Raw genomic sequence first — 16,053 nt, 5'->3', positions numbered from 1 at the left:
ATTTATCATTAATTCATTTGTTCTAATGAACGACTATGAATTTCATTAAGCAATAATTCTATAACATGTTTCACTTCAAAGCTACCAAGATCTTTACCTTGGCGAGTTCGAACTGAAATTGTTCCTGATTCTATCTCTTTGTCTCCACAGACAAACATATAAGGAACGCGTTTTAGAGTATGCTCACGAATTTTAAACCCTATTTTCTCATTTCTCAAGTCCGCTTTTGCTCTAATGCCAACTTTTTGTAGTTGCTCGGTTAATTGTTTGGCATAATCGGCTTGATTATCAGTGATATTAATAACCGCTACTTGTAATGGTGCCAACCAAGTTGGGAAGAATCCAGCACAATCTTCGGTCAATATGCCCATGAAGCGTTCCATTGAACCAAGTATAGCTCGGTGAATCATAACAGGAACATGACGTTCATTATCTTCACCAACATAAGTTGCATCTAATCGCTCTGGTAACATAAAGTCAAGTTGAACTGTACCACATTGCCATGCTCGACCTAAGCAATCATGTAAAGTAAATTCAATTTTTGGACCATAGAATGCCCCTTCACCAGGTAAATATTCAAATTCAATGCCATTTTCTTGCAAACATTCAGCTAAATCTTTTTCTGCTAAATCCCAAGTTTCATCCTTACCAATACGTTTTTCTGGACGAGTCGATAATTTAACCGTGATATCTTTAAAGCCAAATGTACTATAAGTATCATAGACCATTTTGATACAATTATTTACTTCACTTCGAATTTGCCCTTCAGTACAGAAGATATGTGCATCATCTTGAGTAAAACCTCGAACTCGCATTAAACCATGCAAAGATCCAGAAGGTTCATTACGATGACAACTACCAAATTCGGCCATACGTAATGGTAAATCGCGATATGATTTTAGGCCTTGATTAAAAATCTGTACATGGCCTGGACAGTTCATTGGTTTAATGCAGTATTCACGATTTTCTGATGAAGTAACAAACATTAATTCTTTATAGTTGCCCCAATGCCCTGTTTTTTCCCAAAGTACACGATCCATCATAAATGGACCTTTCACTTCTTGATAATCATATTCTTTCAGTTTGGTACGAACAAAAACTTCAAGTTCACGGAAAATAATCCAACCATCATTATGCCAAAATACCATACCTGGTGCTTCTTCCTGCATATGATACAGATCAAGTTGTTTACCAATTTTACGATGATCGCGTTTTGCCGCTTCTTCTAAAAATTGTAAATAACTGTCGAGTTGTTTTTTATCTGCCCATGCAGTTCCATAGATGCGTTGTAACATTTTGTTATCACTATTACCACGCCAATAAGCGCCAGCAACTTTTTGTAATTTAAAATGGTGACAAAAACGCATATTAGGCACATGTGGTCCACGACACATATCAATATATTCTTCATGATGATAAAGTGCTGGAGTAGAATCTTTAGGAATGTTTTCATCTAAAATAGCAATTTTATAAGGTTCGTGACGTTCCCAAAAGACTTCTCTTGCACGTTCCCAACTCACTACTTCTTTTTTAACTGGGTAATCTTTTTTGGCCAATTCATGCATGCGTTTTTCTAAAGCATCAAGATCTTCCTGAGTTAAAGAGTGATCTAAATCGACATCATAATAAAAGCCATTATCAATGGTAGGCCCGATAGCCATTTGAGTATTAGGCCATAATTGTTTTATGGCATGTCCTAATAAATGTGCACAAGAATGACGGATAATTTCAAGTCCATCTTCATCTTTAGCGGTAATAATAGATAAGGTTGCGTCATGCTCAATAACATCACACGCATCTTTACGTTCACCATTAACACGGCCTGCGATACAGGCTTTAGCAAGCCCTGCACCAATACTTTGTGCAACTTCTAATACAGTAACAGGTTTATCAAATTGACGTTGACTACCATCAGGAAGAGTAATAATTGGCATAATAAATCCTTATAACAGTGGTGCGCCACACGAAAGCGCACATGCGTACATAAATAAATAGACGGAGTATACTATCACTTATCATGAGGATTTTAAATAGGCTTGAACTTGATTTAAAAATAGATTTATCTCTAGTGATTAAATACATCCTGATTTCATAACGAATAAAAACAGACATTACCCTATTTTTAATTATTAATAGCCTTTTTAGTGATTATTTTTGATTAGGAATCAATAAAACGATGTTGTAATCGAATATGAAAATAATAGTTATGACCTAGCTATTATTCACTAATTAAAAAGCTAGGTCTCAAAACAGATTATAATTCGGTTAAATATGTTTGTGGTATAATAGGCATCGGGCCGCTTTGAGTACAAACATATGCAGCGATGTGATTGGCTTTACTATTAATTTCTTGTAATTGTTTGCCTTTTAAATATAGCACGCTGCTTATTGCCATAAATGAATCACCAGCACCAACAGTATCAATTGGGGTGATTTTTTCAGCAGGACAATGATTCTGTTCATTTTTAGTAATAAGATGACTACCTTCACTACCACAGGTATAAATTAACAACTCAAGTTGATAATGTTCATTTAGATAATTGAAAAGCGCTTGCGGATCAGCTTTTATCTTCAATAAATCAGCAACAATTGGTAATTCTTCATCATTTAACTTTAAGATATTGGCATGTTCAATACACAAAAGTAAAGTCGCGTTATTATAATGATTTTGACGTAAATTAATATCAACAATAATTTTGCTTCGTTGTGATCGATGATTAACAATCTTTTGCAATAGTTCGTGATTATGTATATTACGTTGAATTAAACTGCCGAAATAGATTGCATCTAAATCATCTTGCTGAATAAGTTCTAATAATTGATCTGTTAATTGAATATCATCCCAAGCAACAGGATTAACAATATCATAAGTGGGTTTACCGGCTGAATCTAATTTAACTAATACCGTTCCAGTTGGATAATTTGCAGATATTTGAATTTGTTGTGGGATTTGCAGTTTTTCAATCTGTTCACGTAATTCTCTACCATTGTCGTCATCGCCAATTGCTGAAACTAATATTGCATTTGCTCCAGCTGATTTAGCATGATAACAAAAGTTGGCGGCAGCTCCGCCAATCTTTTTCCCATTAGGTAAACAATCCCATAAAAATTCACCTATTGCAACAATCTTTATGTCATTCATCTTCGATTAACCCTTGTTTGACATCAATATTTTTTTCCATACTATCGGCTTGCTTCTGCCAATCATCAAATTGACCATATGCAGTATAAATCGTTGAACCGGTAGGTAATTCTGGATACTCATTTTCACCATTAGTACCCCAATTAACCCAACCGGAATCTTTACGTTGAACAATTTGATAACGTCCGACAATATTACTCGTATACCAAACCATAGCATAACCTGATTCGGGATTTATTTCAGCCGTTTTATTTGCAGCAAGTGGAAAAATCGTTTGTTCTGGCACACTATTAACATCTACATCTTTAGCAAATAATACTTCTTTGTTTCGAGCGCTATTATGCACAACATGATGAGCTTTACGCAGAATAGTTTTAACGTGTGATTTTATTTCTTCATCACTTAAAATACCTTCTTTAACACAAAATAGGCGCCAGAAGAAATCCCAAGAAACTGCATTAATATTATCACCAATGGACTCTCGATAGAGTCTTGCATTTGGTGGAAGTTGATCTAGTGGTTGCGATAAAATTCGATTAACTTCATCAGCTAGAATATTGGCATAAAGATCACCTTGACGATAAAATGTACCGCCATAGCTAGCAAAACGAGAAAATACCACATTATTTTTACCACTTTCATACTCATCACCAACGGTGATCTTATTTATGACCGGCATACCATCAACAGAAGTTTCAAAATCATCAACATGATAAGTACGCCTAAACCATGGTGACTGATAGAAAAACTCCCAAACAATTGAAAATGATTTATCATGCAAAGCTGGATCTAAACCATTAGGAATTTTACCATTAAAACGATAACGACAATAAATTGGACCTTCAACCTCTGTTTCACACTCTACGATGGTATGCTCAGGCGGATTAATTAATCCATTGGCTGGAGTAAAAAAGGGGCCATAAAAACCACCTATAGCATTAGAGCAATCCTTAATCAAATTCCGACCTTCAGCTTTAGCAGAAAAGTAACGAATACCCCATTTCCCATATGATGTCCCGTCTGCAGTACCACGACATAATTCTAAAATATAGTGACCTGTATCAAGTCTTTTTACACCATCATTCAAAGTAGGCACTAGTTGTTTTATGCCATTTGCATTATCTACAGGCGTTTTCTCATCAAGATACAAAGTATAATTTTCAACTAACTGCTCTAAATTAGTTACTATAAAGGCGATTGAGCAAGCAGAGATTAGTGTATCGGTGGTATCATCATAAACTATATCAAACAATTGATGTGGTATAACTTTCCCTTGTTCATTAACTAGTTTTAATTTAGACGGATCTATTGGCTGTTCTTTGAAAAAAAGACGCGCGATTACCGGTTCAGTATGTCGAGTAATACCATCTGGGTTATTTAACATCAAAGTACATTTTTTCATTTTATTGTCCTATTAATTAAATTTGCTATTATTCATACATTTAAAAATAAATTAGTCTAAATTAGTTTGCTTTCTTGCGTTTTAGCATATCGACATAGACGGCTAAAAAGATGATTACGCCTTTTGCAACTAATTGCCAAAATGAATTAACCCCCAATAAATTCAAACCATTGTTAATAATGCCGATAACTATCACGCCTAAAATAGTGCCACTAATACGACCTATTCCACCTGACATTGAAATACCCCCAAGTACACAAGCGGCTATCGCATCCATTTCATAACCTTGTGCAACTGATGGTTGTCCTGAATACATTCTTGCTGCAAGCACTATTCCTGCGAAAGCAGCTAAAAAACCGGCAATGGTATATACAATGATTTCAACACGTTTAATGGCTATACCTGATAATCTTGCTGCCTCACGGTTACCACCGAGAGCATAAATATAGGTACCTAAACGTGTTCGATTAACTACCACCAACATAACGACAATAAATACCAACATATAGATAACTGGATATGGAATCATGCCTAAGTAACCTGTACCTATGCTGGTAAACCCCTCATCAAAAATACGAATTGATTGACCACCACTATAAATATAACCTACGCCACGAGCGATCATCATCATTGCTAATGTAACGATGAATGGAGGAATACCTGTATAAGCAATAGCGACACCATTTGCCGCACCACATAAAGTACCAATAAATAAACCCAGCATAATAGCTGGAACAATGCTCATTTCACCGATTGAAATAAATCCAACTGTGAGTGTACCCGCCATAGCGACGATCGAACCTACCGATAAATCAATACCACCCAATATGATGATCAATGTCATTCCTAACGCTAAACACATATTAGTGGATACTTGTCTTAACACTGAGAGCATATTTTCTTGGGAAAGAAATACCGGACTAGCAAAACTTAAAATGATACTAATTAATAGAAGCGCAATTAAAATCCCTATATTATTAGTAATAAAATTTTTGAAACTTCTAATAATGATATTATTGGTTATTGTAGAGTGATGATAGCTCATATCATCTGATTGTTTCATAGATTGGCTAGCCATTTTAAGCTCTCCCTGTTGCTAATTTCATAATTTTTTCCTGTGTTAATTCTGATTGCGATAATTCACCTTGAATTTGTCCATTCGCAACAACACAAACACGATCACACATATTGATAATTTCTGGTAATTCTGAGGAAATCATAATAATAGCCATGCCACTTGCACAAAGTTCATCAATGATTTGATAAATTTCGGCTTTAGCACCAATATCAATTCCCCGAGTAGGTTCATCTAAAATGATGATTTTCGGTTTAGTTGCTAGCCACTTAGCTATCACAACTTTTTGTTGATTTCCGCCACTAAGCTGACCAACAATTTTGTCAGCATCTGGGGTTTTTATATTGAGCTTATTAATATAGTATTGAATGATATCTTTCTGTTTTTGTTGATTAACAAAACAACCATGCATAAATTGTTTCAATACTGTTAATGTTAAATTGAATGCGATACTATTACCTAAAATAAGACCTTGTTTTTTTCTATCTTCAGGAACTAAAGCTATTCCTATATCAATAGCATCTTGCGGCGATTTGAGCTTAACAAGCTGATTGTCAAAATAAATTTCACCACTATCATATCGGTCTGCGCCAAAAACTGCTTGCATGATTTCACTCCTACCTGCCCCCATAAGACCGGCAAAACCTAAAATCTCTCCTTTCTTTAAATGAAAATTAACGTTATTAAATACTCCTTTTTTCGAAAGATTTTTAACTTCTAATAAACGTTCTCCATTTTGTTGATAGTGACGTTGATAATAATTATTTAAGTTACGCCCAACCATCAATTTGACTAATTCATCAATATTGGTTTGTTTAGTATTGACGGTATCTATATAACTACCATCCCTAATTACAGTTATTCTGTCTGTGATAGTAAATAACTCATCCATACGGTGAGAAATATAAATGATACTTACGTTATGTTCGGTTAGTTTTTTAATCATAATAAAAAGCTGCTCAACTTCTTTATCAGTTAAAGAAGAAGTAGGCTCATCCATGATCAAGATACGAACGTTAAATGAAATAGCTTTGACAATTTCGATAAGTTGTTGTTGTGCAATGGTTAACTCATGTACAGGACGTAACACATCGATCGTTAATCCCATGCTTTCCATCATTATTTTGGCTTTGGTGATCATTTGACGATGATCTTTAAAACCCATGCGTGTTCTTGGTTCTCGGCCTAAGAAAATATTTTCATATACACTAATATAAGGAACTAAGACAATCTCCTGATGAATAACATTAATTCCTCTTGCTTGTGCATCTTTAATACCATTAATTATCTCAGTTTTACCATTAATCTTAATTTCACCGGCATCTTGTTTATAGATGCCGCCAATAATTTTGATTAAGGTTGATTTGCCAGCGCCATTTTCGCCCAACAATCCATGAACTTCACATTGTTTAAGGTTAAAGTGCATATCTTTTAACGCATGGACACCAGCAAATTTTTTTTCTATATGAGATAGTTGTAATGCAACTTGTTCCATATAAATATCACCTTATTGATTTCAATAGATATAACTTGATTAAAGTCAATGATTACTGCCAGACTTTTACTCCATATTGATCAATCATTTCTTTGGTAATTGGAAAAGTTGGTACTAATATTTCTTTAGCAACGCTTTCTCCAGCTAAAACCTTTTTACCAACTTTATAGGTTTCTTTAGCTAATTGAATTGGTGCTTGGGCGACTGTTAACGTTATATCTCCATCGCTAAATGCTTTTTTACCGTCAGGAGAACCATCAACAGTATAGACTTTAACATTTTTAAGTTTATTTGATGCTTTCAATGCAACGACAACACCTAAAGCAGAAGGATCATTTACGGCAAAAAATGCTTGTAAATCAGGATGAGCTTGAATAATATCCTCGGCAATTGGCATGGTGACCTCTAAAGCACATTTGCCATTTTGTTGAGAAAGGACTTCAAATTTACTTCTGTTTTCGCCTAATCCGGCATAAAAGCCATCAGCTCTTAAAACGCTAGCACGGTTGAAAGGACAATCAATAACAGCAATTTTAGCGCCATTAGGATAATCTTTAGCCATTTGTTCACCATTAATTTTACCAGCCAAGAAATTATCTGAAGCCACAGTGCTAACAACTAAATCATCATCACTAATAGGATTATCAATCACCACTACCGGGATCTGTTTTTGTTTTGCAGCCAATAATCCTTGGCGGATACCTTCAGAATCAACGGCGATTAAGTAAATAATATCAACTTTTTGATTAATGACATCTTCCATCATTGAAATTTGCTTAGCTTGATCATATTGAGGATCGACAAGAATGTATTGATCGCCATTTTGTTTGGCGATTTCAGAAAATGTATCAGATATTGCTGTAAAAAATGAATTGTTTAAAGTTGAAGTGATAAAAGCAAACTTTATAGGTTTTTTATCATCAGCATTTACAAGTTGAAAACAACTTGTAAAAAGAAAGAATGTAATTGTTAAAAACGATGCTATGAATTTTTTCATAAACCCACCTCAGATAATCAAATGATTTATAATAATAATTTCCTTAAATACTAAAACTCAAAAATATTTTGCAATATATTTTGAGCAAATTCAGTCTAATTATCTGCAACAAGGTTAACAATATTAATCTATTTCTTTTTATTATTTATGATATCAAAGTCACTTTTTTTAAGAACTTGTAAAATTTAATTTATCAAGTTTAATGGTTATGTCATACTAGTTATATTCAATTAAAGTTATATAGGTAAAATAATGGCAAATAAAAGTGAGCAGATTTATCAGGAAATATTATTGCAGATCAAAAGTGGAATTTTAGATTGTAATAGTACCCTTCCGTCTTCATCTGATTTAAGCTCAATATATAAGACTTCCCGGCCAACGATCAGTAAAGTATTTTCAAGATTAAAAACAGAAGGTTATATTGAAGGTAAACAAGGCGGTAAGTTTTATGTTAGACACCCTAAAGATCAACAAGTAAGCAAATATATTTTTGGAATATTGGCTCCTCGTTTAGAACAAGATGAAAGTAGAATGATTCTTGACAGTTTATATTCTGAGATAGCAAGTTTAGCCAATAATTATCAGTTTTCTCTTTTATGGGCAGGGATGCTGACCAAAAGTCAGGATATACAATCTATTTTAAATGACGTAGAAAGAGTCATCATTAATTATACAAAAAATAATATTAACGGAATATTTTTCACACCTTTAGAGTTTCACCCTTACGCGAATATCATAAACAAAAGAATAATGGATTATCTGGCACTCTACAATATTCCTTGTATATTGTTAGAGAGAGACTATTGTGTTTTCCCTTCTCGAGGTAAAGCTGACTTAGTTAGTATTGATAACATTGCCGCAGGTTACGTTGTCACAAATTATTTTATTGAAAAGAAAAATACTCGAATAGCATTTGTATCAAAAAGTGATTCAGCTAATACCGTTGCTTTAAGAATAATTGGGTATAAACAAGCACTATATGATGCAGGAATTACAAAAATTAACGATTGGATAATTCAAGTGCCACAAATTGATGAAAAAGTAATTAATCAATTGGCAAAATTGAACATTAAACATGTAGTTTGTGGTAATGACTTTACGGCAATGCAATTAATCTCATTGAATCAAAGAATAAATCCAAAACAAAAATTATTTACCATTAGCTTTGATGATGCTGATTATGCAGGTCATCTATCTACCCCACTGTCTACTTATAAACAACCGTTAGCAAGTATAGCTTTGACTGCGGTAGAAACTTTAATTCAAAGGATAAATAATCCAACCTTACCAATTCGTACTATATACGTAAATGGTGAATTAGTTATCCGTGCATCAAGTGGAGCATAATATAGAACTCATTATTCAGTCGATAAAATACAGCCAACAAAATTAATATATATTTATATAATATTCAAATATATAATATTGTATATATAATTACTAAACATAATTAGAAAAGGAAATCTTAATGAATAAATTTTATAACATATATAATGTATTAATGATTGGCTTAATCAGTTTAATTTTAAGTGGATGTCAACAAGCAATCAATTCAAAAGCCGCAAATGATAGAGGAATAGGAACACAATGGGGCGATGGGGTCGAATCTCATGTTCGTGAAGTTAAATTAGATCGCATTAATAACACACCAATAGACGTTGCGGTAATTCATTATTCTAAGAAAGTTTTTGTGCATGGAAAAAAAGTTCAAGAACTCATGCTCAATGGCGATGTGGGTATGTCAATAATTGATGATAACAATAACAAATGGTCGCTTTTCAAACAGGATGATGAAATCAATATGCTTGGTGAAGAAGGTAAAAGTTATCAACTTTATTATGTTAATTATTCAAGAAATACTTATGAAATTGTAGCAACTGTTGATGGATTAGATGTTATCAACGGAAAAGCTGGTTCATTGAAAAATAATGGTTATATTTTAAGACCGTATAGTACGCTATCAATTAAAGGGTTCCGAAAAAATGATAGTGAAGTAGCCTCATTTACATTTTCACAAGCATCTAAAGCTTATGCAAATCATACCGATGAAGGTTCAGCGAACAATATTGGGGTGATTGGTACAGCAATTTTCCAATTGGAAAGTGGTAATCAATATAAGAAATCACCGAATTCTAACGCTTTCCCTGCCGATAGTTATAATAGCAAATATGCTAAACCACCAAGATACTAAGTTTAATCGAGTAAATTATAATTAATAAACTATTCCGCCAATAATCATTGGTGGAATAGAGAAATCAAAAACTAAATTTTCAAAAATAACTCTCTACTCTTAAAAGGTTTTGAACCTATATAAGGTTTTAAAGCCATTCGAGTAAAACGTTTAGCTGCTTTAAGCGTATCTATAGTTAGAAACTCTCTTTTTCCCAAAGCTAACACCTGTTCGCCGGTGAAACTGGTACTATTTTGTAGCAAACTACTAATAAAACCTTTTTCTGATTGATATTGATAATGCATGGTTTCAACAATATCATCGCCCGTTGCACTGCAATGAAAAAAATCAACGTGATAACCTAAATTCTCAAGTAATGCCAATTCAAATGTACGCAATACATTTTCAGCTGACATTTGTTGTGCCAATTGTTGTAAGCTTATCAAATAATCATCAAATAACGTATTAGTTTCGGTTTCAGCTAATAGGACTCGATCTAATAGTTCATTTAAATAAAAAGCGCTGTACAGAAAAACTGATACAAGTGGTAATGTTAGAGATATTGCTTCAACCTGACGCAAATTCTTAATTTCTCCTTGACCTGAATACTGAACAATTAATGGCGTAAAAGGTTGTAAAATTCCCTTCAATACTGATTTTTTACGTCTAGCCCCTTTAGCTAGAATAGTTACTTTTCCTACATTCTCAACAAATAAGTCAACTAATAAGCTACTTTCGCTATAGGTACGCGTATGAAGAACAAATGCTCTTTGCCAATTTTCCATCAATGATATCCGTCAATAAAAACGCTTGTTTTTTTATTCAAAAAAAGAGAGTGATTAAAAATTGTATGATTTAGGCAATTTTAATCTGAAATTTTGTTAAAAATCCGATATAATCAATAGTTAATTATAGGATAATAACAAAAGAGTAACTATGGAACTATTTTCAACAATATTACTTCTGGTATTAATTGTATCACTTTCTGGTGTTGTTATAAAAATGTTGCCGATCCAAATTCCTTTGCCATTAATGCAAATATTATTGGGTTGCCTTTTAGCTGCTTTGGGTGTGTATTTGAAATTTGATCCAGAACTCTTTCTTGTTTTATTTATACCTCCCTTACTGTTTGCTGATGGTCGAAAAACTTCGGTGAAAGATTTTGTCTACAATTTTAGAGAAATTGTCGGATTAGCACTGGTATTAGTCGTAATTTCTATTATTGCGCTAGGATATCTACTTTATTGGATGCTTCCAAATGTTGAATTACCAGCCGCTTTAGCATTAGCTGCCGTTCTATCTCCTACCGATGCCGTTGCTCTTAGTGGAATCGTCGGTAAAGGAAGGATTGAAAAAGAAAAAATGGAAATCATTGAAGGGGAAGCCTTAATGAATGATGCTTCTGGCCTTGTTTCATTAAAATTTGCCATCGCTATAGCTGCAGGTGCTTTGCAATTTAACCTACTACAGATCAGTATTTCATTTTTTGTTGTTGCCGTTGGTGGACTTGCGGTTGGGGTTTTATTCACTTGGTTATATGCACGTATCTTACGTAAGATAAACCAACTGACTCATAATGATCCCGCTATTCAAATAGTATTACTATTCTTACTACCATTTGCGGCTTATATCATAGCTGAAGAATGTCATTGTTCTGGAATTTTAGCTGCTGTTAGTGCAGGTATGACAGTAAACCAATCTGGTATGATGCGAAATGCGCCGTTAACTGCCCGTCTACAATCTGATAGCACATGGTCAATGTTAACCTTCGTATTTAATGGTTTTGTATTCCTTTTATTAGGTATTCAATTACCAAGTATCTTATCAACTACCTTTACTGAAAATCAGACCGATGCTTCAATTGAATTATGGCAATTATGTTTGATTGTTTTATTTGTTTTCGTAGTCTTAATGGGTACTCGATTCGCATGGTTATGGGCAATGAAACATATGCCAACAATGCCTTTCGGCACAAAACGCCCATTAGCATTCAGAGCCTATACCAATCGTGATCTTTGGATTTCCACCTTTGCTGGTGTCCGTGGGGCAATTACTTTAGCTGGTGTATTATCAATTCCAATGACTATCGGTGGTCGTTACCAATTAGTATTTATTGCTGCTGGGATTATATTAGTATCATTAATTTCAGCTGTAATCATATTACCTATCCTATTACGTGGTAGTGTTATTTTGGACAATTCCGAACAAGATAATGAGATTTTAACTGTTAAAGGACAAATGGCAGAAGAAGCTATCGTTAGCCTAGAAAAAATGCAAACTAGTCTTTTACAAGAAACCTCAGAAGAAGGTTTAGATCAAGAGATTATTCATGAAGTCGGATCGCGGGTAATTGGTTCATTAAGACGTAGAACAGGACTTAAAGATTTAGAACAAAAAGCACTTGAGGCTGAAAATCTAGAGAGACGTATGCGTTTGGTGGCAATTGGAGCTGAACGTACAGCATTACTTCAAATGAAAATTCGCAATGAAGTGAGTGAAGAAACGTATGAACATCTGAATACAGATTTAGATATTTATGAGAAGATGATTTCTGGAGATGCATAAATGATTGGCAACAAACACCAATTGCTTGGCAAAATTCATTCTCAATTTGTCGATAAAGCACCACAAGTGTTAGGTTTAACTTTACGTTGTATTCCTTTCGACTTGAAAAAACGAACGATTGAACAATTATTGCAATTACAATTCAAAAATTCGCTGGAAGATGGTGATCTTGATTTTCTAGAAAATCGTTGGCTTAAAATACAAGTAACAGATCTGCAATTAGTTTGGTTTGTGAGCTTAATTGATAACAAACTAGTTGTGAGTCGTGAAGAAATTCCTGATGTCAGCTTTATTGGTAATGCTAACGATTTGATTATGATTGCGACTAGAAGACAAGATCCTGACACACTATTTTTCCAACGTCGACTAATTGTTGAAGGTGATACAGAATTAGGTCTTTATGTAAAAAACCTAATGGATTCAATTGAAATAGAAGCTATGCCAAAGTTTTTAAGAATAACACTGGAAAAATTAGCAGATATTATTGAAAGTGCACCTAAAGACTGAATCACACTAAAAGGGAATAATAAATTCCCTTTTTTATTAACTGATATTATTTAAATAGCAATTATTTTAAGTAAATAGTAGTTATTTTTATTGAAAAATTGGTATTGATTAAATTAATATGCATATTAACGATGGATCATTACCTCGTTAATTATTCTCTACCTGCCCCATCTCTTACCGTTAAAACAATGTTAGCTTTGCATAAATATAATGGAGAGAACCAATTATGAGTAATCTAACAAAAGCAATATTATTTTTTATTTCCTTTATCATCGCTATGCCAGGGTTTTGCACTGATTTTTACAATAGAAATGAAGGTGATTATATTATCAATAACTTTCGATTTAATGATGGTAATACAATCAAAAAATTAAAAATACATTATGTCACACTCGGAAATCCTAAGGGCAAACCAGTCTTAATTTTACACGGCACAACTGGTGATGGTAATTCTATGCTTAATGATAGTTTCGGGCATGCGTTATTTGATAAAGGAAAACCGTTAGACGCTGAAAAATATTTTATTATATTACCTGATGCAATTGGTACGGGAAAATCATCAAAACCTTCTGACGAACTAAAAGGAAATTTTCCTCGTTATGATTATGATGACATGGTTAATGCTCAATACCAACTCTTGAAAAATGGATTAGGCATAAATCACCTTGAACTTATTATTGGTAACTCAATGGGGGGCATGAACACCTGGTTATGGATCACTAAGTATCCCGACTATATGACAGCTGCAATTCCAATGGCAGCAACTCCTGCCCCAATGTCTAGTCGAAATTGGATTATGAGAAAAATGCTTATCAATTCAATTAAAGATGATCCTGATTGGAACAATGGTTTTTATACTAAACAACCGGAAAAATTTCAAACTGTTTATAATTATTATAATATAGCAACTAATGGTGGCGATATTGCTTGGCAAAATAAAGCCTATAATACGGCAAAAACAGAAGAAATATTATCAGACAAGTTAAAAGAACGTGTTAGCATGGATACTAATGACTTTTTATATCAATGGGATGCCGCAAGAAACTTTGATCCAACACAAGATTTAACTAAGATCAAGGCGTTTATTTTAGTTATTAACTCAGAAGATGATGAAAGAAATCCGCCAAATACTGGTGTAATGCAAAAAGCGTTGAAAAATATTGTAGCAGCCAAATATTATCTTATCCCTGCCAGTGACAAAACCAGTGGTCATGGCACTACAATGAATGCGAACCTTTGGATTGAGGAATTAAAAATATTTTTAAAAGAAATCGACACCTATTACTAAATTAAAACATCGATTAAAAGTGAATATATCCCTATATTCACTTTTAATATTCTGATTAGAATTGCAAAGATAATATAACTCTTTAAAAACAGATATAATAAAGTAACAATATAAATTTCATCACATTTGAACTTTATCAAATGAGTCTTATTGAAAGATCAAACAATACATTTTGCTATAGATAATTTTAAATAAATTATAATGTGATTTTACTCAAGTTACCTTTATCAGCCATAATGTCGTATAAAATCATATAGTGACTACTTAGCTAAAATGAACTTAAAAAATCGCTAGTGATCAATATGTTTTATCTTTTTTTTCTGTATTTCTTAAGTTTATACACTTCGACTTTAGGAGCCATCGCTTTTTTAATTGCTCTAGCTTCCTCTAATTTTATTCGCTCAAGTTCATTACGCTTTTCTTTCTCTTCTGCTAATAATTTATCTTTAGCTTCTTTACACTCTTGAATTACCGATATTGCTGATAGAAAAAATATACCAAGAAAGAAAATGATAAAAATACTTAAAAAAATATTATCTAACGGTGTTTCGTTGCCCGTTCCTCTACTAGAATGGAAAGTATGAAAAGAATAAGTACGAATCCGAGGAACAAATGTTCTATACTGAGCAACGCCATAAGCATTTTGTATAACAGTAATAAAAAAGACCAACACTAAGATAATTTTTGTTTTCATTATTAACACTTTTCACTGATAAACTTGTTGTCATTACCCTGAAATTTTTCTATTTGTCGATTTCTATCACATTCCCATTGTTCAGGTGGATGCATAAGTTACCGCATGGTATACCTTTATTACAGTTTTTAGTATCACAATTTGCAGTAAACACGAAACAAATAGCTAAAACAAGGATAATTTTTTTTGCGAAATCCATTTCGAAAAACCAATACTGAAATAATAATTTGTTTTATATTCCATGTAAGCTAGCTTAAAAGCATAATCATCAACAGAAAGCTGATAATATCACTCTTTTTTTAGATAACGAATTAATAAGAATTAAAGTGAAATAATTATTTTAATTCCGATAACCCTGGTAAACTTAATAGCATGCAATATAGCCAAAAAGACTTTTTTACCAATTAATTTAATTGTAACAATAAGTTAAACAAAAAATCAAGGTGACTAATATAGCATTATCAAGAGCTGAGATTAACAAACGTGGTAATGAAAAATGTGGTATAAAAAATAAGCTCATTAATAATTTATTTGACATATCTTCCCTCCATAAAATATGACAACATCAAATTTGTGACGGTGTAACATTTATATTTAGGATTAACTGAAATATTATTAATTAAATTTAAAAGATTAATTATTCAAAATAAATTTACTATAAAATCATTTCTATCAATAGTAGAACTAGCAAAAATAATTTCTGTAATTGATCGTAAAG

General features: G+C 32.9%; 13 protein-coding genes. 5 read left to right on the top strand and 8 right to left on the bottom strand.

Translation table 11 applies throughout. From position 1 onward, the window contains the following. Window positions 1–8: 8 nt before the first annotated feature. The 6 genes from thrS to H3U96_RS01025 all read right to left on the bottom strand — a co-directional run bounded on the left by thrS (window position 9) and on the right by H3U96_RS01025 (window position 8,111). Entirely contained in the window at window positions 9–1,934 is a 1,926-nt protein-coding gene (gene thrS, locus H3U96_RS01050; protein ID WP_065578754.1) for a threonine--tRNA ligase, read from the bottom strand. Window positions 1,935–2,254: 320 nt separating this feature from the next. Next, window positions 2,255–3,142 (bottom strand): carbohydrate kinase, encoded by an 888-nt coding sequence (locus H3U96_RS01045; RefSeq protein WP_065578755.1) that lies wholly within the window; start codon window positions 3,140–3,142, stop codon window positions 2,255–2,257. After that, on the bottom strand, window positions 3,135–4,544 hold the full coding sequence (locus H3U96_RS01040) for a hypothetical protein (protein WP_198195308.1): 1,410 nt from the start codon (window positions 4,542–4,544) through the stop codon (window positions 3,135–3,137). Before H3U96_RS01040 ends, H3U96_RS01045 begins: the two co-directional genes overlap by 8 nt. 61 nt (window positions 4,545–4,605) lie before the next feature. Then, window positions 4,606–5,589 carry an ABC transporter permease gene (locus H3U96_RS01035; protein ID WP_081298904.1) on the bottom strand — a complete coding sequence of 328 codons (984 nt, stop codon included), beginning with the start codon at window positions 5,587–5,589 and terminating at the stop codon, window positions 4,606–4,608. Window positions 5,590–5,623: 34 nt separating this feature from the next. Beyond that, window positions 5,624–7,114 (bottom strand): sugar ABC transporter ATP-binding protein, encoded by a 1,491-nt coding sequence (locus H3U96_RS01030; protein WP_198195307.1) that lies wholly within the window; start codon window positions 7,112–7,114, stop codon window positions 5,624–5,626. A gap of 52 nt (window positions 7,115–7,166) precedes the next feature. Then, entirely contained in the window at window positions 7,167–8,111 is a 945-nt protein-coding gene (locus H3U96_RS01025) for a sugar ABC transporter substrate-binding protein (protein ID WP_065578758.1), read from the bottom strand. Between the two features lie 252 nt (window positions 8,112–8,363). Here H3U96_RS01025 and H3U96_RS01020 point away from each other — a divergent pair, with 252 nt between their 5' ends. Further along, entirely contained in the window at window positions 8,364–9,458 is a 1,095-nt protein-coding gene (locus H3U96_RS01020; RefSeq protein WP_086360688.1) for a GntR family transcriptional regulator, read from the top strand. Window positions 9,459–9,579: 121 nt separating this feature from the next. Then, window positions 9,580–10,302, top strand: coding sequence for a hypothetical protein (locus tag H3U96_RS01015; RefSeq protein WP_065651134.1), 723 nt, complete (start codon window positions 9,580–9,582; stop codon window positions 10,300–10,302). 71 nt (window positions 10,303–10,373) lie between these two features. Here the strand turns inward: H3U96_RS01015 and recO are convergent, their stop codons facing one another. Then, window positions 10,374–11,066, bottom strand: coding sequence for a DNA repair protein RecO (recO, locus tag H3U96_RS01010; RefSeq protein WP_086360687.1), 693 nt, complete (start codon window positions 11,064–11,066; stop codon window positions 10,374–10,376). Window positions 11,067–11,217: 151 nt separating this feature from the next. Between recO and H3U96_RS01005 the strand changes: the two genes are divergently transcribed. The 3 genes from H3U96_RS01005 (at window position 11,218) to H3U96_RS00995 (ending at window position 14,641) form a co-directional block, all read left to right on the top strand. Further along, window positions 11,218–12,846 (top strand): Na+/H+ antiporter, encoded by a 1,629-nt coding sequence (locus H3U96_RS01005; RefSeq protein ID WP_086319819.1) that lies wholly within the window; start codon window positions 11,218–11,220, stop codon window positions 12,844–12,846. Between the two features lie 21 nt (window positions 12,847–12,867). Next, window positions 12,868–13,353, top strand: a complete 486-nt coding sequence (locus tag H3U96_RS01000) for an SCP2 domain-containing protein (protein ID WP_086360695.1) — start codon at window positions 12,868–12,870, stop codon at window positions 13,351–13,353. 226 nt (window positions 13,354–13,579) lie between these two features. Then, on the top strand, window positions 13,580–14,641 hold the full coding sequence (locus H3U96_RS00995; RefSeq protein WP_086360686.1) for an alpha/beta fold hydrolase: 1,062 nt from the start codon (window positions 13,580–13,582) through the stop codon (window positions 14,639–14,641). 307 nt (window positions 14,642–14,948) lie between these two features. Here the strand turns inward: H3U96_RS00995 and H3U96_RS00990 are convergent, their stop codons facing one another. Next, complete coding sequence (locus H3U96_RS00990; RefSeq protein WP_086357184.1) at window positions 14,949–15,335, bottom strand: hypothetical protein; 387 nt, start codon at window positions 15,333–15,335, stop codon at window positions 14,949–14,951. Window positions 15,336–16,053 lie beyond the last annotated feature (718 nt).

It is taken from the genome of Gilliamella sp. M0364, assembly GCF_016100565.1.
In the GTDB taxonomy this organism is placed as follows: Bacteria; Pseudomonadota; Gammaproteobacteria; order Enterobacterales; family Orbaceae; genus Gilliamella; species Gilliamella apis.
The sequence above is the reverse complement of the archived record's forward strand: the minus strand, read 5'-3'. Positions and strand labels throughout refer to the sequence as shown.

What these genes read in the sequence shown, in the direction of transcription:
- H3U96_RS00995 (WP_086360686.1), top strand. Translation starts at nt 13,580, where the DNA reads ATGAGTAATCTAACAAAAGCAATATTATTTTTTATTTCCTTTATCATC.
- H3U96_RS01020 (WP_086360688.1), top strand. Translation starts at nt 8,364, where the DNA reads ATGGCAAATAAAAGTGAGCAGATTTATCAGGAAATATTATTGCAGATC.
- thrS (WP_065578754.1), bottom strand. Translation starts at nt 1,934, where the DNA reads ATGCCAATTATTACTCTTCCTGATGGTAGTCAACGTCAATTTGATAAA.
- H3U96_RS00990 (WP_086357184.1), bottom strand. Translation starts at nt 15,335, where the DNA reads ATGAAAACAAAAATTATCTTAGTGTTGGTCTTTTTTATTACTGTTATA.
- H3U96_RS01030 (WP_198195307.1), bottom strand. Translation starts at nt 7,114, where the DNA reads ATGGAACAAGTTGCATTACAACTATCTCATATAGAAAAAAAATTTGCT.
- H3U96_RS01040 (WP_198195308.1), bottom strand. Translation starts at nt 4,544, where the DNA reads ATGAAAAAATGTACTTTGATGTTAAATAACCCAGATGGTATTACTCGA.
- recO (WP_086360687.1), bottom strand. Translation starts at nt 11,066, where the DNA reads ATGGAAAATTGGCAAAGAGCATTTGTTCTTCATACGCGTACCTATAGC.
- H3U96_RS01005 (WP_086319819.1), top strand. Translation starts at nt 11,218, where the DNA reads ATGGAACTATTTTCAACAATATTACTTCTGGTATTAATTGTATCACTT.
- H3U96_RS01035 (WP_081298904.1), bottom strand. Translation starts at nt 5,589, where the DNA reads ATGAGCTATCATCACTCTACAATAACCAATAATATCATTATTAGAAGT.
- H3U96_RS01045 (WP_065578755.1), bottom strand. Translation starts at nt 3,142, where the DNA reads ATGAATGACATAAAGATTGTTGCAATAGGTGAATTTTTATGGGATTGT.
- H3U96_RS01015 (WP_065651134.1), top strand. Translation starts at nt 9,580, where the DNA reads ATGAATAAATTTTATAACATATATAATGTATTAATGATTGGCTTAATC.
- H3U96_RS01025 (WP_065578758.1), bottom strand. Translation starts at nt 8,111, where the DNA reads ATGAAAAAATTCATAGCATCGTTTTTAACAATTACATTCTTTCTTTTT.